At 37.6% G+C, this 20,102-nt stretch carries 9 protein-coding genes; 8 read left to right on the forward strand and 1 reads right to left on the reverse strand.

Features of this window, described 5'->3' with window-relative positions; translation table 11 throughout:
• The 4 genes from DNJ75_RS03520 to DNJ75_RS03535 all read left to right on the forward strand — a co-directional run bounded on the left by DNJ75_RS03520 (window position 1) and on the right by DNJ75_RS03535 (window position 4,533).
• Window positions 1-1,095, forward strand: coding sequence for a hypothetical protein (locus tag DNJ75_RS03520; RefSeq protein ID WP_117001802.1), 1,095 nt, complete (start codon window positions 1-3; stop codon window positions 1,093-1,095).
• Between the two features lie 2 nt (window positions 1,096-1,097).
• On the forward strand, window positions 1,098-1,406 hold the full coding sequence (locus DNJ75_RS03525) for a hypothetical protein (RefSeq protein ID WP_117001803.1): 309 nt from the start codon (window positions 1,098-1,100) through the stop codon (window positions 1,404-1,406).
• Window positions 1,407-1,562: 156 nt separating this feature from the next.
• The gene (locus tag DNJ75_RS03530; protein WP_117001804.1) at window positions 1,563-2,075 is read left to right on the forward strand and encodes a single-stranded DNA-binding protein; all 513 of its coding nucleotides are present in this window, start codon (window positions 1,563-1,565) and stop codon (window positions 2,073-2,075) included.
• A 25-nt stretch (window positions 2,076-2,100) separates the two neighbouring features.
• On the forward strand, window positions 2,101-4,533 hold the full coding sequence (locus DNJ75_RS03535) for a type IV secretory system conjugative DNA transfer family protein (RefSeq protein ID WP_117001805.1): 2,433 nt from the start codon (window positions 2,101-2,103) through the stop codon (window positions 4,531-4,533).
• 302 nt (window positions 4,534-4,835) lie between these two features.
• Here DNJ75_RS03535 and DNJ75_RS03545 read toward each other — a convergent pair whose 3' ends face one another.
• Window positions 4,836-5,111 (reverse strand): hypothetical protein, encoded by a 276-nt coding sequence (locus tag DNJ75_RS03545; protein ID WP_170137185.1) that lies wholly within the window; start codon window positions 5,109-5,111, stop codon window positions 4,836-4,838.
• Between the two features lie 374 nt (window positions 5,112-5,485).
• Between DNJ75_RS03545 and DNJ75_RS03550 the strand changes: the two genes are divergently transcribed.
• The 4 genes from DNJ75_RS03550 (at window position 5,486) to DNJ75_RS03565 (ending at window position 20,102) form a co-directional block, all read left to right on the forward strand.
• The gene (locus DNJ75_RS03550; RefSeq protein WP_117001808.1) at window positions 5,486-6,607 is read left to right on the forward strand and encodes an AAA family ATPase; all 1,122 of its coding nucleotides are present in this window, start codon (window positions 5,486-5,488) and stop codon (window positions 6,605-6,607) included.
• A gap of 196 nt (window positions 6,608-6,803) precedes the next feature.
• A complete protein-coding gene (locus DNJ75_RS03555) occupies window positions 6,804-8,306 on the forward strand; it encodes a response regulator (protein WP_157968186.1) in 1,503 nt (500 codons plus the stop codon).
• Between the two features lie 32 nt (window positions 8,307-8,338).
• On the forward strand, window positions 8,339-14,800 hold the full coding sequence (locus DNJ75_RS03560; RefSeq protein ID WP_117001810.1) for a non-ribosomal peptide synthetase: 6,462 nt from the start codon (window positions 8,339-8,341) through the stop codon (window positions 14,798-14,800).
• Window positions 14,787-20,102 (forward strand): type I polyketide synthase, encoded by a 5,316-nt coding sequence (locus DNJ75_RS03565; RefSeq protein ID WP_117001811.1) that lies wholly within the window; start codon window positions 14,787-14,789, stop codon window positions 20,100-20,102. The genes DNJ75_RS03560 and DNJ75_RS03565 overlap by 14 nt, the downstream gene beginning before the upstream one ends.

Raw genomic sequence — 20,102 nt, forward strand, 5'->3', positions numbered from 1 at the left:
ATGACGCGTTCCAGCTTTTGTTCAATTCCTTTGGTGACGTTATTAATGTCTTCAATGCCAACAGGGGTGGTATTTGCTCAAGATCATGGTTCAACAACATCTAAGGTATTGTTTGATCAGGCTGATAAGATGCTTAATACGATTAATGATGATCAAAGCAATAATCAAGCGCAATCATTGCAGCAGATAGCAACAATGAAATCAACCTTGCAGCCGTTATTAGCAAAGCATTCCGGTTTGGCGTATCTGAAACTAGCACAAGGCTATGATAAGCTAAAACAGCCATTACTTGAAAATGTGGTCAAGTACGGATTACATGCTGCTGAGTATGGCTATCCAGAGCTAGGCTATCAGATGGTTGCTAAAGCCTATGGTCAATATGGCACAACCGATGCACTGTATACCTCATCGTGTTATAGAAATTTAGCCAGTATTACACCAAATCAAAATTATATTTCAGAGTGTATTGTTCACTCGGCTAATTTCCAAGTCATGAGCAATAAAGGGATGCAAACATGCTACGAAGCTCATCAAAAAGCAGCAGCTATTTATAGTAACTTATGCCAACACAAGCTGACGTATGCCTTTAATTCACGGATTGATCAAGCAACCATTAACGTATTTACTGCGCTTGCCTGTGATGGTGATCATGCGAATAACGATAAAGCTATAACCGATAGCAAAGGTAACCAGAAGCTAAAGAAAAATGACATTGTTATGGTTGATAAAAAGCTGTATGTCAATTCTAATAATCATGTATTGATCCCTTTTAAAGGTGAGTTAAGTGCAGGGATGCTCGTTCAGGTGAAACAGACTGAATATGTTACTTATTTATATAATGGTTCAGAGCTTGAGATAGCTAAAAACGACACTTTTGTGCGAATTAACGGACAAAGCTTTTACTATGAAAACGGTAAACTGGTTGCTGATCGTCAATCACAAACTAACGCTCAAGTATCTAAGAAAGATACAAATGATAAAAAGGGGCAGACAACTTCAAAAGAAAAAATGTCAACAACTACAACAAAATCAACTCAGCAAGTGAGCGATAAGCAAAATCAAAAAAATCAATCACCAATACAACGGGGGAGTTAAGTATGAATAACATCAAAACATATCTACAGGCTGCAATAGAGGGCATATTAAGTGATGTAAAAAGAATTTGGATTAATCCATTTGTTATTGCATTTTCTTTATTGTTTTTTTACACCGATGGATTACATGCTCTGATTGGTTTTCTGGTTGTTTCAGCCATTATCTCAGTGATTTATTATGGTGTACTTGCTTATATTAAAAGCGACCAAAATACCAAGGCAAAAAACACTCAAACCAATACGACTGAATCTACAGAAAACAAAGAAAACAAAGAAAATAAAGAAAATAAAGAAAATAAAGAAACTACATAATCCACGAGTGAGCAAGCTGAAAAATATTAGCTTAGGTGATATTGCAGTTTTCTCGTCTATGACGCCAACCCAACTATTACGCGAGTGTTGAACTTTACATCATCAAGACACATAGTCAGATAAATCAAATAAGCAAATAAAAATAGGAGAAGCAAGATGGCTAAAGGTACAGTAAATGAAGTAATACTATTAGGACGTTTAGGTGCTAATGCAGAAGTGCGTTATATGCAAAACGGCACATCCGTTGCCAATTTGTGTGTTGCGACAAATGATGGGTATAAAGATCGCCAAACGGGTCAGTTTATTGAAAATACGGAGTGGCATAGCGTTGTTTTTTTTGGGAAATTAGCAGATACGATTGCCCAGTACACCACTAAAGGCAGTTTGATTTATGTTAAAGGCAGACTGCGCACCAATCAATGGCAGGATCAAAACGGGCAAACGCATTATACAACTGAAGTTGTCGGTATTAGCTTTCAGTTAGTCGGTGGCAATCCTCAGCAAAATACCCAAGCACAGCAACGGGAGTTGCAACCTTCAAATGCACAAGTTAATAATGGCACTAACTCCCCAGATTCAAGAGCTACGACTGAGCAGGGACAACCACCTGTACCTAGTTATGAGGAATATGCACAGCAGCTTAATAACTCAGATGAAGTGCCTTTCTGATGTCTGAAATAAAAGGAATGCGCTTATGATTCTGCGTAAACTTACAAAGTTTGGATTAGATAATCACCCTTATTCTGCTTTGAATGAGTTATCTATTTTTCTGTTGATGATGACTATTTTTGTTGGTTGTCTTGCATTGATGGTCTATCAGTCATTTTTTGAAGCGATGTACTATTTGGGAATGAACGTGATTGTTTTCAAAAAGTCTAATTGGCAAGCTCTGGTTATTATTGGGTTATATGCTCTTATTTATTGGTGGGGTTATAACCGACTCCTTAATGAAAAAGGTAATATTATGCTGATTGCATTAAATACGGCAATATTTAGCTCACTTGTCTTAGGATTTGTGGGCGATCTTGTCTTAAATGCTGTTATTGCCTGGAAGGTTAAATCACTTGGATTTTTTACTCACTCCCAAGGCATGGCATCATATCTTAAAGGTTATTATCACTTAGTGATGGCTAAGAATCTTTTTGCTGGTAGCATTTTAGTAATCAGCTTGATTCATCTTTTAATGAGACGGACACCTAAAGAAGACGTTAAAGCCTCATCAGGTAAGCTAGGAAGTGCCAAGCAAGCCGATGTGCCTTATCTTAGAAAAATGGCTTTTGTGACTGATCGATCTAAGGCATTATCTGGTGATGATTATGCGATAGGCAAGTTGGATGGTGAGTATATTGCAATTGAAAAACCAATTAATACACTGGTGATTGCACCACCTAGAAGTGGTAAGGGTGTCTCAGCAGCCATTCCATCCATCTTAGATGCTAAGCATAATATTTTTGCTTTAGATATTAAATCCGAGCTTTTTTTGACAACGTATGAGGATGCTATACGCAAAGGCAAAAAGCCTGTAGCGATTGACCCTTATCGCGTCCTTGATCAGTATGGTGATTTTAAAGGTTTTCAGGTGTTTCATTATGATCCTTTAAATCCAAATCATGTTAACTTAAATGATGAGCTGACACGTGATCGTTATATTGCCGCATTAGCAGGCGCGATGATTGTGGAAGGGAAGTTTGAAACCGATCACTTTAAAGAAACTGCTAATTCAATATTACAAGCTGCCATTGATGGGTTTTTAGGGACGGGTAAATCATTGACTGATTTATATGATACGTTTGCGCCATTAGATAAACCAGGCACCATCAAAGCACTTGAATCCTATCAAAAAGAAAATAAAAGTCGAAGGATAGTTGCTGGTATTGGTATGCTTAAAAAGGTAGCTGATAAAGAGGCTGGTTCTATACTGTCAACACTTTATCGCTGCTTTGATTATGTTGCCAGTCCCGCATGGGCGCGCTTTTTTAGTCAAAAGGGTTTGAATATCCAAGACTATGTTACAGGCAACAGTGATCTGTATTTCATTATCCCTGAAGACATGGTGCCACGTTATCCTAAAGTTATCAGGATGATTTTATCGATGTTGGCAACGCACTTATCAATTACGCCTTCTTATCAGTTACATCCTTGCTATCCCATCCAGATTGATGAAGTTGCACAATTGGGACCTGTGCCTGAGATTCCCATTCTGTATGAGATATTTGGCGCCAAAGGAGTGAGACTTTCTTTATATTTTCAGTCAGTGGACCAAGTGGATCGATTTGAAAAAGCGGACATGATTAAAGGCTTTGATTTAATCAGAGTCTTTGGTGCTAATGATACCAAGACCATTGAGTGGATTCAGAAGCTTGGTGGTTGTCAAACCATTATTGTTGAAAGTCGCAATGAATCAACCTCTAAGAGTCGTGCTACACGTGCAGGGCTTTTAACCCCTGGTAATGTCAGCACATCAATTTCAACCAGTGAGCAAGAAACTGCGACGGAATTATACCATACTGATGTGATTAGAGAACTCGATCGATCAAAGCAATTTGTCTTTAAAAGTGGTATGCGCTCATTTATCTGTGATCGCATTTTTCACTATGACGATCAGCGCTATAAAGGACGATTTGGCATCAATTATGTTGAGAAAAAAGACCTCATCAAAAAGCCCATCGACAGTAAGCTAAGTCACATGCACGAAGGTAACCGGGAGCATTCGGCTATGACGGATGAATCTGGTGAAGTTGAACAGCTTACTTTTAGTGATGAGCAATTTTTTAATCAACCAACAGGCACGCAGTTTATTGATGAAAAGCCATTATTAAATCACTTAAAAAAGCAGGTGCGTCTATTAATTGATGAGGTCATTGAAAATGATGATTTGGTCAATCAGCACATTTTCACCGATATGGTCAAAAGGTATATAAGCTCAGTGATGGTTGAGCAATTAGCTAATGATAGTCGTTTAAGTTTAGATATCTATTTGAAGATTATGCGCAATCATCATTTATTAGGAGAAGTTGAAGAGAGTAATGGCACCGCTATGTATGAGCTTCTATATCAGGTGAAACTTCCAGAGGATAGGCGTTTTTTAATGCGTCAAACAAAAGAAAAAGCAGGCGCAGAAAGCTAGTGAAACAACAATCAATCAAAATATAAGGTGAGATATGATTATAACAAAACCACTAAACTATTATGGTCAACAAACAACTATTGAAGTCGAACATACTAAACGGAATAACAAAGGGCAGGTATGGAAGCTCAACGGGGAATATACAACGATTGAGCAAATCTCTAAAGCATTATCTTACCCAAGCGTATATGTGTTAAGGCGTCGGATTACAAATGTAGGCCAACATCGTGCTTTTACCGAGCCTTTCCAATAGGTGTTTATATTATCCTTTGTATTAATTCAAAAATCTTAGCATCTAAGCTTTATGAGCTTTCTTTTTTATCGTCAATCAATTGAATCCGTTGATTAAGTTCCTTGAGGGCTATTTTCAAAACACCCGTATTACCATTGTCTTTTGATTTACGGTAACATACGCTAATAACTTCGATTAAACCAGTATCTGAAATATTTCTTTCACTTCCTGCTGAGTCAAGCAGCAAAGCGTAATCACGCTCACGCTTATTACGCATACGTTGGGCATTGGATTTTGGCATGGCAATAAAGAATTTTTCGTTACTGTGACGATAGTATAGACACAAAATTAAGTCCGTACCATTAATATTCTTAGTTGGTGATCTGTGAGTTTATTAGTTTCAGTTGACACTGAACGAAATCGAGGGGAGGGAGGATATAGATACGCTCAGTGCAACGTGAGTATATTATAGTAAAATACAGATGAAATATAGCGTTTACATAGGCTGAAAATTATTTATTGGTTTTTTTTAAAAAAACATAAGTGATACGAAAAATTAACATATAGTGTGTTGATGCTTTTATTAGGGGCTTTGAGATTATAATCGTCTGTGCGCTGTTATTATCAATCAAAGATAGTAACCAATAATATCATAATTACACTTGAGTATATTACATATCAATATATAATATACACATATGCAACATGTGAGATTGCTTTATGGCACAACGCTTTACGCTAGCAATTGCTAAGGGTGATAGTTTTTGTAATAGAACCAGAGAAAAAAATACTTTAAGCAAGAATATAGAAAATGCTGAGCATACCGTTATTATTGCGCCACGACGCTATGGAAAAACAAGCTTAATTAGCGAAGTAATAAGACTTAATGAGTACAAACATGTTTGGTTTGATTTTTTAAAAGCTATCGATGCCAACGATGTTATACAGGTGATATGCAAAAAGCTTTCTACACTCATTGGTGAAATGACTAGCGATATCAACAAGATAAAAGGATTGATTTATAAATTTTTTGAAAACTATAAGCCTGAGTTTATATCCAATATGTATGGTCAAAGTGTAAAACTTACCCTACATGAAAAGAAATCTTCACCGGAGGATGTGTCGGAATTATTGCTTGCTATTGATAAGCTAGCCGTTGAATTAGACATAAGCACCGTGATTGTTTGTGATGAGTTTCAGCAAATGTATGATATTGATAAAAATGGCGTTATTCAGGCAGCTATTAGGCATGCTGCCGAGCGATCAGAGCGAGTGGCTTACATTTTCTCAGGCTCTTCAAGGCATATGCTTGAGGTGCTTTTTATGGATAAATCTAAACCGCTGTATCGGTTATGTAAAATTATGAAGCTCAGCAAGATTCAACTTGAGCATTATTATAGCTTTCTGAAAAAGGCAGCTGAGGAGCGTTGGGGAGAAGCTATGCCAGAATACGATATGTATAACCTTTTGGTACGAATGACAGAACGCCATCCATATTATGTCAACTATTTATGTCTCGAGCTTTGGGATCAATTTGATGCGCTTCCAAAAATAGAGCAGATTAGAAAAACATGGGATCAGGTAACACAGCAAACAATGCCGTATATTAAAGAAGAGGTGAAAGGATTAAGTGCAAATCAAAAGCGCCTTTTAAAATATCTGGCTCACGCGACTGTTGGTAAAAAACTTGATCAGAATCTTTTAACTGAAATTGGGATTAGAAACTATAGCAGTGCTAAACAGGCGTTGGAATATCTCATCTCAAAAGACTTAATTTATTACGAAGAGCGTGATCAGTTTTACGATATATATGATCCGCTACTTAGAAAGTATTTTGCATAATATTAAAGCTCAACTAATAAGGGCTTAGTGGTTACTGCCCTGCATGCATATTCGCACCGATCGTGAACAATGATTCGCATGCAGCGTAGATGCATTTAAATACATTTGCAACACAACTGAATTCATCTAATAGGTGTTATTTATCCTTCATATATGGAACCATATTGGGTGTGTTTGAATGCTTTGGAAGTACATAATGGATGTGTCGAAGGGTTGTAGTGTAATTTCTTTGGATGGATTCGGTGGTATTGCTTATCTGCTTGATCAGAGTGGGCGTGTGGTTGACTGTAATAAGGAAATGGAGATTGCTATTGGTATTACTAGAGAGGATATTTTATTTCATCGCTTTGTTGACTTTGATGCCAATACTGGGGTTTTAATAGATGGGTTACACGATACCATGCTTGGAAATGTTGAAGAAAGCGTGGCATCACCAATAGTAGGTTTTGGTTCATCTTATGCTCAGGTGGTTGATCTTCTTGATCTTGATTGTGGAGATCGTCGATTGATGTTGAGTATGGAAAAGAGACTCATAAAGGATCACAATGGTAATAATTTAGGATTGTTGAGTGTTGGTTTTGATCTGGAAAATGCTAAAGATGAGGTCATTGAATTAAGCACGTTTAAAGAATTATTAAGTGAGCATAAGCAGTTATTGGAAACTATTTTGTACAAGGCACGCATGGCTGCATCAGTAGCGGCTGATCAGGATGAAGCGCTAGTAGACGCTAGTGAGAAGGATAAGTTTGCCAAATTCAAAATGCATGTAGATCAATTTAGCGAAGATTTAAGTTTGTCATGTTCAAAACTAAATCGAATCTCAGTAGATAAGTTTGTTGTAAGTCAGGTTAATAAAGGTCAAGGCTTATTTTATTACAGGTTATTATACGTTTCAGATCATGGTCCTTTGTCAGCATATTACAATGAATTAGTGTCTAATGAATGTTTTAACCCCTATGTGTGTAGTGTTGAAGAGTTTGAGGATGAGCTTGTATTTTGGTCGAAGCTAGGGAGTGGTTTCTTCGACTTGCTAATTGTGGAAGCTTGCAACAATAGGATACCTTCTTGGACATGGAAAGTGAGTGATCGTTGTTTGGTATTTGTGGTCGGTAATTCTGATGAAAGTTCTAAGAACAATATTTTGACGAATAGAGCATGTTTTATTAGCGATGAAAATGAAGTTGGTGTAGTTGATCAAATTTTTTCTCAGTGGAATATTTCCAAGGTAGAACATGTTCGTGAAAGGGTTTGGAAACAAGGTTGTTTCAACGTGTTGATTGTTGAGGATTATGCTGAATCTAGAGAATCTTTGGCGGAACTTGTTGATGTTTTATTGGAGAGTTATGATTTGGATTTTGCTACTAATGTTGTAACAGCGGTTAATGGCAGTGAGGCATTTAATTTTGCGGTTAATATCACGTTTGATTTAATTATATTGGATCTAGGGTTGCCTGATGTAACTGGCTTTGAGGTTGCAAAAAAGCTCAGAAGTTTAGAGCAAATCGGCAACCTAACCTATAGCTATATTGTTGTCAATACTGGGCATTGTTTTGATCTTGTGATGTCTAATGAGCGGGTACAAAAATACGGTTTTGATCAGGTATATCTTAAGCCGTCACTTGCGAGCAGTATCGATGGAATACTAAGACAGTTTGTTGATGAAAATGCACGATGCGTGGAAGCTGAATGTGGAGTGTGAAAGAGTAATAAGGCAATAAGTTGGAGTGTGTCATGCAATATTTAATTGCTTCCCCTTATACGAGGTTTTTTTGGTATGAGTATCAGCTTGACCGTCATCGCTGTGATTACAATATTGTCTTCAGGAACCACATTCAAGGTGCTTTAGATGTGAAGCGCTTGTCAGTTGGACTTAGTCGTTTTTTAAAGGACTATGATTTATTTAACAGGCGTCTGACTCATAATAGTAGTGGTTTAGTATGGGCTCAGGTTGGTGACAAACAAAGTCGCGAAGCGTTACTCGAGGTCGATTCTGGTAAAGTGAATAATTTTATTAGAATGCCATTTAATATAGAGAGAGACTGTTTGTGTCGCTTTGGTTTGGTCAGATTGGGTGATGCGGAATATCAGTTTATTATCGTAGCTCATCATGCACTATTAGACGGTAGTCAATTTGATCAGTTTATTGGCGAAATTTCTAGATATTACAATGATGACTTTGCTAGCAAAGAGATTGAAGAGCGTTGTAATAAATCACAACAAGAATTCTTACAACTGCTCTATCATCAGCAAGGAGAAAGAGTTAAAAGACTTGTTGCAAGTAATAGCAAGAATATCTGGGCGCGTTATTTAGGCGATGACAATGTCACCAATGGATTACCTTATTTGAGATCTGTGTTGCAAAGCGATCATGACAATCTTGAAGTGGGAATGCAGGTTTTTAAAGTCAATGAAACGCTCATTAATGAACTGAGAGATGAGTTTAATATATCGGTATTTAACCTATTGTTGGTGACATGGGGTGTTTTAATGGGGCGACATATGGGCAGTTCTAGTTATGTTAGTTACCCTGTTGCGATGGAAAAAAATGTCAAAAGCAATCACTACTTTGGTGCAATGATCAACACATGTGTGCTAAAAATCCCGCGAGAGAATGGTCAAACTTTTGAGGATATTATTAATCAATGTGGTAAAGCATTAGAAGGGTTGGTCACAAAAGAGGGTGATATCGTTCTTAAGCATACACAATTACCAGTGACAGAAACTCTTGATGGACGCGCCAACCAGAAGTTGAACTTAGGATTTGCGCAGACAAACCTTAGAAAAATGCCAGTGAATTTTGAAGGGTGTCGATCACATGTGATTGCTGATGGATATGTCGATATTTATGGATATGAATTGTTATTGGAATATCAAAAATTTGATAGTGAGTATTTTTTTCGATTGAAATATCGTGATGATTTATTCTCATCAGAGCAAGTATCTTATATGGCTGAGCAGTACGCTGATTTATTGAGAAAACTCTTACATGAAGGTGCTAGAGCTCCAATCAATAAGATTGCTATTATAAGTCAAGAGGAATATCAAAGAATGTTGATGTGGAACGCCACAGATAAATCTTTTCCGGATGGTCAAACCGTATCTCAATTATTTGAACGTCAAGCATGTAAAACACCTGATAGAAAAGCCTTGTTTTTTGAGAATAACAGCTTAACTTATAAGGAGCTTAATGATAGAAGTAACCAGTTAGCACACCATATTCTAGAGCATTATTGGCACACATCTGTAGAGGACTCATCATCGGCAGACTGCTTGCTAGTAGCCATTTGCTTAGATCGTTCGCTTGAAATGATTATAGCGATTCTTGCTGTATTGAAATTAGGTGCTGCTTACGTGCCTGTTGATCCTACGCTTCCTGATTTTAGAATTGATTTTATTTTGAAGGATACCAAAACTAAGCTTATCTTGACTCAGTTGGATTATCGAAGGAAACTATCAAGCTTAAGGGAGGATTGCGATTGTGTTCTGGTAGATGATCAGACGATTTATGCGAATGGTAACGGGGGAAAATTATCGTTAAATGTAAAGCCAACCGATTTAATGTATGTTATGTATACATCAGGAACGACGGGGCAGCCAAAGGGCGTTATGATAGAACATCGTTCTGTAATCAATACAGTCTATAGTTTATTTGATGTCTATTGTCTGACGAGTGAGTCGCGCGTAACCACATATGCTGCTTTTTCTTTTGATGTGTTTGTCTCTGAAGTGTGGGTTACTTTGTTGCAAGGAGCTTTGTTATATATTATCCCTGAGAACATTCGCAGAAATATGGTCAGGTTAGCCGAATATTTTGAACATCATTTCATTGAATATGCTTTTATTCCACCTGCTGTGCTGTCGTTGCTACCGCGTGATAGAAGGTATCAGTTTAAGAGTATTGTTGTGGCAGGGGAGACTTGCAGCGAAGATAGCGCACAATATTGGTCGAAGTGTTGTCAATTGTACAACTACTATGGTCCTACTGAGGCAAGCATTTATGCTTCAGGAAAGTTAGTGAGTGATGGCTATGCAGTCGTTAATAGTATAGGAAGCCCAATCAGCAATACCAAGCTGTATGTCTTAGATGAGAATTTAAATATTCAACCTATAGGCGCTGTTGGTGAGCTTTATATCAGTGGTATTGGTTTAGCCAGAGGGTATTTAAATAATGATAAATTAACAAAGGAAAGGTTTATTGACAATCCATTTGCTCCAAAAAATGGATTAAGTTGTGGTTATGCCAAACTCTATAAAACAGGCGACCTTTGTCGATTTTTACCCGATGGTGAGATTGAGTATGTTGGCAGAAGTGATACACAAGTTAAGATCAATGGGATGCGAGTGGAATTAGGTGAAATTGAAAGCGCCTTAGGGACGCTTGAAGGAGTTAATAAATGTGTAGTTGTGATAAAAAAAGACTCCCAAAATAAGGCGACTAGTCAACAGAATCTTCCAGCTATGCTTATCATTGCCTGCTATGCTGCTGATACAGCCATCAAAGAGGATATTATCAGAAACCATTTAGCCTATTTATTACCTCAGTATATGCAACCAAGCGTTTATGTTCATGTGAAGGATTTGCCAATAAGTGCTAATGGCAAGACCGATCGTAAGGCACTATTAGATGAGATAACGATCAATGATATAGGTGCTAAGGAGAGCTTGTTGCCGGAGAATGATGTACATCGAGAGTTACGTAAGATATGGTCGGACATTTTAGGAGTGGCTATTGATGAGATAGGCATCGATGATAGTTTCTATGCTTATGGAGGTAACTCGATAAATGCAGTTGATATGTCAGTAAAAATTAACAGGATACTGGCAGTTGATATTTCTCCGTCTGTGATTATGAATATGGGAACAATAAAAAAAATAGCAGCTGAACTGATTTCACACCAGTTAAAAAACCATTTAAATAAAAAATCCAGTGATGAGGTATGCGATTCGTTTGATGGTGATGGGGATAAATCTTGTGGTTTCCCATTGTCTCGTGAGCAGCAGGGCATCTATTTGGCAGAACAATATAATGAGTCTGCTGTAGCTATTTACAATATTCCGATGCTTCTGAAGTTGACGGATAAAGTCGTTTTTCATTACATGGAGAGGGCGTTACGTGAGGTGATTAAGCGGCATGATATTTTATCATGTTGTATTGAACAGCAATTGGCGTCTTCTGAATTACGACAAAGCCAAATAGATATTGATTGGAGTGTTAGGAAATATCAGTGTGCGAATCAGGCAGAGTTTAGATGTAAAATGACTGAAATTGCAAGCATGACGCTCATGGGATCAGATAAATTGCCGTTTAGTATGAGCATGTTTTCTGTAGGTGGTGGCTACTTAAGTCGATTTATGCATGGTGTGGAAGATTCTCAGATGTATATATTCATTAATATGCATCACACCGTGTTTGATGGATGGTCAATCAAGATTTTTTTGAGTGAATTAAAAGAAGCATATGACGCATTGAGCAAAGAAGGGGTCTTGAGACTTGCAAAGGTCGTTCAATATCGCGATTACGTTCATTATCAGCAAGGCTATATAAGCAGTGATAATTACAGCAAAAAACTTAAATACTGGTGTGAGCGGTTATCTGGTTATGAAAACTTGAACTTGCCGTTGGATAAGCCACGGGAAGCGAGCATTAATTATCAAGGTAAAAATGTTAACTTTACTTTGGGTGCTCGTTTAACAGATAAATTAAGGAAGTTAGCCCAGAAAGAAAAGATAACAGTCGGCGCGCTGCTGTTAGGTGCTTACTATCTACTTTTGAATAAATATACAGGCAGTGATGACATTGTGATCGGTGTGCCGATGATGAACAGGCAACATGCTCATTACACACAAACCATCGGATGTTTTGTCAATATGGTAGCACTTCGTGAATATCTAGATAGTGATTTATCTATTGGCGAGTTTATTAGACAAATTCAGCAATCACTTGTTGAGGCTCAGATGCATCAAGATATTCCTTTGGAGTCAGTCATTCAAACTTTAGGGATAGAGCCACAGTTGGATACGCACCCACTGTTTCAAGTGGTGTTCAATATGCAACCATTTGAGTCTTTTCAAGTGGCTTCTGATCTATGGGATTTTAGCATTGCGCATGATGTGTATTCAGTCGCAAAGTTTGATTTAAGTTTGTTGATCGATGATAGTGGCAATAATATTCACGGTTATTTTAATTACGCTACTGCGCTATTTGAAGAGGAAAAAATAAGACAGATATCACGGCACTATCACAATGTTTTACGGAAGCTCGTTAGTTGTCCTGAAACTTTGATTAAGGATCTCTCCGTGTTAAGCAAGAAGGAATATGAAAAGATTGTATATAAATGGAATCAAACGGATAAGCCATTTCCAAAAGACAGAACTATTCATCAATTGTTCGAAGAGCAAGTAAGGAAGACACCTGATAATATTGCACTGGTGTGTGAAGCAGACACTATGTCTTATAAGGAACTAAATGAGAAAAGCAATCAACTGGCGCGCTTTATTCGAGGGAAGTATCATGAAAGTGTGGGACAAAGTTTGGCGCCAGACACATTGATCGCCTTATGTCTTGATCGTTCATTTGAAATGATTATTGCTATTATTGCCGTGTTAAAGGCTGGTGGTGCGTACGTTCCTATTGACCCACTAGTGCCCGAGGAGCGATTGCTTTATATTTTGGATGACACGGGTTGTCGATTGTTGCTAACGCAATCTTATCTTAGACAAGTGCGTGGCTATTTATCTCATAGCGATAAGGTTGATCCTGTTATGGTAGATCAAGCGGATATCTATCAGGGAGATAGTGATAATTTAAACATAGATATTAAGAGCAGTCATTTGATTTACGTTATGTATACCTCAGGAACTACGGGTAGACCAAAGGGGGTTATGATAGAGCATGGTGGTGTCGTTAATTTGGTCTATGCACAAAGATCGTATTTGTCGATTGATCAAGATAGTGTTGTTATTCAATTTGCACCGTATGTATTTGATGCCTTTGTTTGGGAAGTGTTTTTAGCAATTTTGTTTGGTCAAAGACTTATGTTATTTTATGATCTTTTAGATGGGTTTTATCGTAATATTACAGGTGGGAGAAATAGCATTATCACTTTGCCTCCGAGCTGTTTTTCTGAGTATTTTATTAGTAATGAAACTACCCCTTCGGTGAAATTTAGATCAATTATACTTGCTGGTGAGAAATGTTCTCAGACTGTGCTTGAGCACGCACACGATCTGGGTGACGTGGTTTTTAATGCTTATGGTCCCACGGAGAACACAGTATGTACAACAATTTCTAGGGATAGTAAGGTCAGTACAAATATAGGGAAACCTATCTGGAACGTAAAAGCATTTGTAATGGATAAATTATATACATGCGTTCCTATAGGGGTTATTGGCGAGCTGTATATAGCAGGTGCTGGCTTAGCTCGTGGTTACCTAAATTTAGCTAAAGAAACTAGAGAGCGATTTATTAAAAATCCTTTTGTGACCGATTTAGATAGGAAAAATGGTTTTACTAGGCTCTATAAAACGGGTGATTTGGCAAGATGGCTTCCAAATGGCGAAATTGAGTATATTGGGCGTAGTGACTTTCAAGTTAAGATCAGAGGTTTTAGAGTTGAACTATCGGAAGTTGAATCAGTGCTAAACAGGATTGACGGTATCGACAGATCCGTAGTATTAACTCAGCAAGATAAAGATAACGGTCATATTATGCTGGTGGCATATTACGGTGGAGATGCTGCTATATCAGAAGTGGTAATACAAGCACACGTTGCTCGGTATTTGCCTGAATATATGCGCCCGCAAGGGTATTGTTATATTAAGTCGTTTCCTTTGACAACAAATGGTAAGCTTGATAAGACAGCTTTGCCAAAGATAGTTATGGGTAGCAGAGTGGATGATTTTAGGGCAGCTAAAGGCATTAAGCGCTTGGTTTGTAAGGTTTATGCTGACGTTTTGGGTTTAAAATTAAATATGATTCCGTTTGATAAGAGCTTTTTTGAGTTAGGAGGAAACTCATTAATGCTTATGCAGTTGAAAAATTTGCTAGCAGCTGAAGTACCTGAAGCCGTCGATCTTAAAGTAAGTGACCTGTTTGTGTATCCGAATGTTGATGCCTTAAGTCGCTACCTGCAAAATAAAGAAAATATTAAGAGACAACATAAACCAAAGGTTGATCTTTATGTCGAACAATAATATTGCAGTAATTGCGGTTGCGGGGTGTTTTTCTGGTTGTACTAATGTTGAAGACTATTGGCAAATGATCGCAAATGCCAAATCAGGACTTCGGCGTTTTACTAAAGAAGAATGTCGAGAATTAGGTGTTCCTGAGCATATTCTGCAGGATGAAAGGCACATTCCTGTGTCAGGTCATGTTGAAAATATGGATCAATTTGACGAGCTCTTCTGGGGGTTATCGGCACATGAAGCGCAGATTTTAGATCCTCAGATTCGCAAACTACTTGAGCAAACTTGGTATGTTTTAGATGAAGCAGGTTACGCAAGGGACAGAAATCAACATGCTATTGCGGTTGTTGTTGGTAGTTCCAATAGTATTTACTTACATGACAATCTTTCAAATTTCATAAAAGATGATCATGTTGATTTTTGGGAAGCTAATATTGCTAACAACAAGGACTCAGTGGCTACTAAGCTAAGCTATTTACTGGGACTAAAAGGTGAAGGCGTAAGTATAAATACTGCATGTTCTACGGGTTTAACTACAATTATTGAGGCTTGCTATAAACTCAGTAGTAGACAGTGTGACTTAGTTGTAGCAGGCAGTACAAGTTTACTGTTACCACATCAGGTTGGACACTTGTATCAGCAAGGGATGATTATGTCCATGGATGGACATTGTCGTACATTTGATCGTGGTGCATCTGGCACGATCAATGGCTCTGGTGTGGGGGCAGTTTTATTGAAGCGCTTAACGGATGCGGAAAAACATAAAGATAATATTATTGCAGTGATCAAAGGTTATGCATTAAATAATGATGGTGATCGTAAGATAAGCTATACAGCGCCGAGTGTCGAAGGGCAGGCTGAGTGTATTGCAAAAGCTATAACAATGGCAGCGGTTGATTCAAGTGATATCGGTTATGTTGAGTGTCATGGCACAGCAACCAAACTTGGCGATCCAATTGAAGTGGAGGCACTTAATGTTGCTTTTACGGATACATCACTTAAAAAACGAGCACATAGATGCCAGCTAGGAGCAGTTAAGGCGAATATAGGTCATGCGGATTCAGCAGCAGGTTTGGCTGGTTTTATTAAAGTGTGTCTTATGTTGAAACACGGGGTTATTCCAAAACAAATTGATTATAATGTAGCAAATCCAGATTTACACCTTAATGATACAGTTTTTGAGGTCAGTGATACAACGAAAGAGTGGGTTAAGGATAATGGCAAAAGCAGAATTGCTGGTGTGAGTTCGTTTGGGATTGGAGGCACAAATGCTCATGTTGTATTAGAAGAATATGCAAAAGGTGATCATATTATGGGACTGTCACAGCAAAAATCTCAAGAGGAAAATGGCAGCTATATATTGCCAATTACAGCAAAAACTAAGAAATCTTTGGAGTGCTATGTTAGCATTTTTACCGAGTATTTAATATCATCAAAATCATCTTTGCATGATATTATCTATACCTTACAAAAGCGCCGATGTGCTTTTGCATATAGAATCGCAATTGATTGTAGAGACAAAGAAGAAGCTATTGACAAATTAAAGTCACAGCCTGTAGTCAAATCAAATCTTATCGCTGCGGATGCGATGACAGTTTTTGTATTTCCTGGTCAGGGAACACAGTATGCAGATATGGGGCTTTCTTTGTATCAACATGATCGTGATTATCAGCAAGTTGTTGACCGGTGCATTGATTATATTAATCGACATATAAAAGAAGATTTTAAGGGTATTTTATTTCCTTCGCTAAACATGCAAGGTAATTGTGAGCTGATTCATCAAACTAAGTGGGCGCAACCGGCTTTGTTTGTGACATCTTTTGCGTTAGCAACTTTGTTAGAGAAAATGGGTGTTAAGGCCGATTGCTTCATTGGTCATAGTGTTGGTGAATATGTTGCTGCAGTTCTATCTGGAGTCATTAGGCTTGAAGATGCGATTGAAATTGTATTGCTTCGTGGTATGCTGATGCAGCAAATGCCGATTGGTGCGATGTTATCGATTAATTTGACAGAGGATAAGGTCAAAGCAATTGTTGAGCAGTATGAGTGCGAGATTGCTGTAGTTAATGCCCCAAATTATTGCGTAGTTTCAGGGGTGAAAGACAAAATCATAGCACTTAAAGAGCACTTTGATGGACTTGAGATATCTAGTTCAGTACTCAAAACTTCTCACGCATATCACTCAAGCTTAATGGAGAAGGCAGCTCAAAAATACAAGGAGGCGATTGACAAGATAACTTTTTCACTGCCAAAACGTGAATTTATTTCCAATATAAGCGGGCTAAAAGCAGGTGTTGAGGTTACCTCTGCTGAGTATTGGGCGGAACATATTCGGCGACCTGTGCAGTTTAGTAACAGTATAGCAACGATTATCTCAAATACTACTGAGGTTGTATTTGTTGAAGTTGGCGTCGGAAACGCGTTGACAACGTTTATTCAAGCACATAAAGATGACTTTGGTCGTCAGCTTATAAGTATAGATTTGTTACCATCAGCTAAAGATGTAGCAAAAGCAAGTGTAGAGCATAGCAAGCGTCTTGGATTAAAAAACAAGAACGAATTGATGGCAAGGCTATGGTCTTATGGATACCCAGTTGATTTTGTCTTACCTAAGATTGGGGATGTAGTTAATTTGCCCTATTACCAGTTTGAACGGAACGTTCATTGGATAGCATTAAGTGAAGAGCGTGCAAAATGCAAGCTTAGTACAAATGATGATATGTTTTATCTACGTTCTTGGCAAACAGTGGCAGTGCAGCCACAGGGCTCTATGCGATCAAAATGTAGAACACTTGTTATTGTGAATGGCAAAAGGTATCTCCAGCAGGCAAGAGAGTTTTTGACTAAGCTTGATCGTGGAAATTTTGACGTTGTTTTTTTGATCTTGCGAAAAGGCAATAAGTTCAAAAGGAAGCGAAATGTGTGTCATATGGATATAGATAATCACTCACATATACGATGGCTGACGTCATTTTTGAATACTATAAAATTGTATGAAAATATATCACAGAGTTTCTATTTTTCTTCTCATCAAGTGGACGAAGCCTGTGCCTTTGAACGTATTTTCGGTCATATTTATAGAAAAATTTCAAAGCAACATACGTTTATTTCAATAACTTATGATAACTATGATGTTGTGGATAAGGAAAACTTGGTGGGTTCCCCATCAGTTGTGGCTAGCTTTAATATGGCGATGCCTATTGAAAATTCTAATATATCAGCTTGTCATCTTGATTTGGCTTTGAATGATCCCAACGATTTATCTCAGTATATTGACATTATTGATGTGCTTCAAAAGCAGGGAGATATTTATGCACTGCGCTATGGCAAAGTTTGGCGGCTAAGCTATGAGAAATCGCAGACAAAACCTCAGGATTTAAATAATTTCTCATTGTTTTGTAGGAGTAATGCAAATTACTTAATTACCGGTGGGTTAGGAGGTGTAGGCTATAGTATTGCAAAAACAATTTGCCACCAAGCATCAGATGCCAAAATTGTACTTATTGGTAGAAAAAAGGAAGAGCAGCTTAAAGGCAATGCATTATCAAGACTGAATGACCTACAACACAACGCCAATAATAATCAGATTTATTATGTTAATTTTAATATTGGTTGGGATCCAATAGCTGAATTGGTATATCAGTTGAAAGACAGAGAAGTTGATCGCTTGTTTTTGCTCTTGCATGCTGCGGGAGTGGCTGCTCAGAGTGCCGTCAAAGATGTAGATTTAGAGCGTGTTCGAGAGATCACTATGCCAAAGACTTCTGGTACAATTAGCTTGCTGTCATTAGTTGATTTTATTCCAAGTGATTATTTTATTGCCTGTTCTTCGTTAGCGAGTGTTGTGCCAAGTTACGGCAATTGGCGATATGCTGCGGCAAATTCATATTTGGATGAAATTTCATATAGGCATCATGAGGGTGTTGGGCGATTTTTGACGATTAATTTCAATCAAATATCAGATATTGGTATGGCGTATGATTTCATCAATAAGGAACAAAAGCCTCAGTTGTTTAGTCTCAATAGCATTAAGTCATCTGAAATCAGCACTGCAATTGACAATGCAGTTTGTTTAGATGTTAACCAAGTTGTTTTCTCGAAATATGACGTTAAACAATTAGGAAATCAGGCTTACTGTGTAGAGACATTGAATATGTTAGAGTCAGGCAGTGTGGCGGTATATGAGTCATGTACTGATATACAGCGACAAATCGCGGAGATTTTTTGTCAGGTATTGGCTATTTCAGCGATTAGTGTAGAAGATAATTTTTTTGATCTTGGTGGAAATTCTTTATTGGCTATTCAGTTAATCTCGATATTGCGGCAGCGATTAAATATCAATATCTCTCTTGCAGATATCGTACAACACAATACGGTGGCAAAAATTGCTACGTATAGCGGAGTAATTAGCGATCAAACTAAAACAGCGGCTAAATTAACTCTAAACCAGAGTAGTATAATGTTAACGTTAATGGATAATCAGGCTGATCAGAATGTTTTTTTTATTCACCCAGTGGGTGGGACTGTGATGTGTTATATGCCACTTATTAGGGAGTTACCAATAACTTATAATTATTATGGATTGCAAAATATCAATATTTATAAGTCAGATCAGCTAAGGGTTGACTCATTGGAAGAGTTGGCAGAAGTTTATCTTAAGGAAATATTGAAAATACAGCCAACAGGTAAATATATTTTAATCGGTGCTTCTATGGGCGGTACGATAGCTTATGAAATAGCACTTCAGTTACAGAGAATGGGGAAAACGATTAAGCGGGTTCTTATGTTTGATACGTGGATCGTATTTGCTCCATGTTTTTATAACAAAGACAATTTGAGTAAGATGTTATCTAATTGTAGTGCCGCATTCTATCAGATATCATCGTTACAAATTAAAAATGTGATGTCAGCGAGTTGTCATATGATGCAGTTAAACCTTGATTATCAGCCAAAAGATCACTCTAGAATTCCGGTTACTTTGTACAAAGCAGCTACGTTAGATGAGAATCATGCTCAGAACGGTAATCATAAGGATAATGGCTGGTTGACTTATACTTCAGGGTTACGGATTAGAAAAGCCCTTGGTGATCATTTGAGTATTATCAATGAACAAAATTCGCAGAAGTTAGCACTGCAAGTTGTTAGGGAATTAAAAGACAACTTAATGCTTAAGTTATTCATCTGGTTTAGCGATTGGATTAAAAATAACCCGTTAGCAGCAATGACAGGTATAATTGGTGTTGTTATTTTAGCCCTTGATGTTTTTTTATTACCACTATTATTATCAGAATGGCTTGCAGAAATAGAATAA

The sequence above is a fragment of the Cysteiniphilum litorale genome (assembly GCF_003428165.1).
GTDB lineage: Bacteria > Pseudomonadota > Gammaproteobacteria > Francisellales > Francisellaceae > Caedibacter > Caedibacter litoralis.

Coding starts and splice junctions, on each gene's coding strand:
- DNJ75_RS03520 (WP_117001802.1), top strand. CDS start 1: ATGACGCGTTCCAGCTTTTGTTCAATTCCTTTGGTGACGTTATTAATG.
- DNJ75_RS03525 (WP_117001803.1), top strand. CDS start 1,098: ATGAATAACATCAAAACATATCTACAGGCTGCAATAGAGGGCATATTA.
- DNJ75_RS03530 (WP_117001804.1), top strand. CDS start 1,563: ATGGCTAAAGGTACAGTAAATGAAGTAATACTATTAGGACGTTTAGGT.
- DNJ75_RS03535 (WP_117001805.1), top strand. CDS start 2,101: ATGATTCTGCGTAAACTTACAAAGTTTGGATTAGATAATCACCCTTAT.
- DNJ75_RS03550 (WP_117001808.1), top strand. CDS start 5,486: ATGGCACAACGCTTTACGCTAGCAATTGCTAAGGGTGATAGTTTTTGT.
- DNJ75_RS03555 (WP_157968186.1), top strand. CDS start 6,804: ATGGATGTGTCGAAGGGTTGTAGTGTAATTTCTTTGGATGGATTCGGT.
- DNJ75_RS03560 (WP_117001810.1), top strand. CDS start 8,339: ATGCAATATTTAATTGCTTCCCCTTATACGAGGTTTTTTTGGTATGAG.
- DNJ75_RS03565 (WP_117001811.1), top strand. CDS start 14,787: ATGTCGAACAATAATATTGCAGTAATTGCGGTTGCGGGGTGTTTTTCT.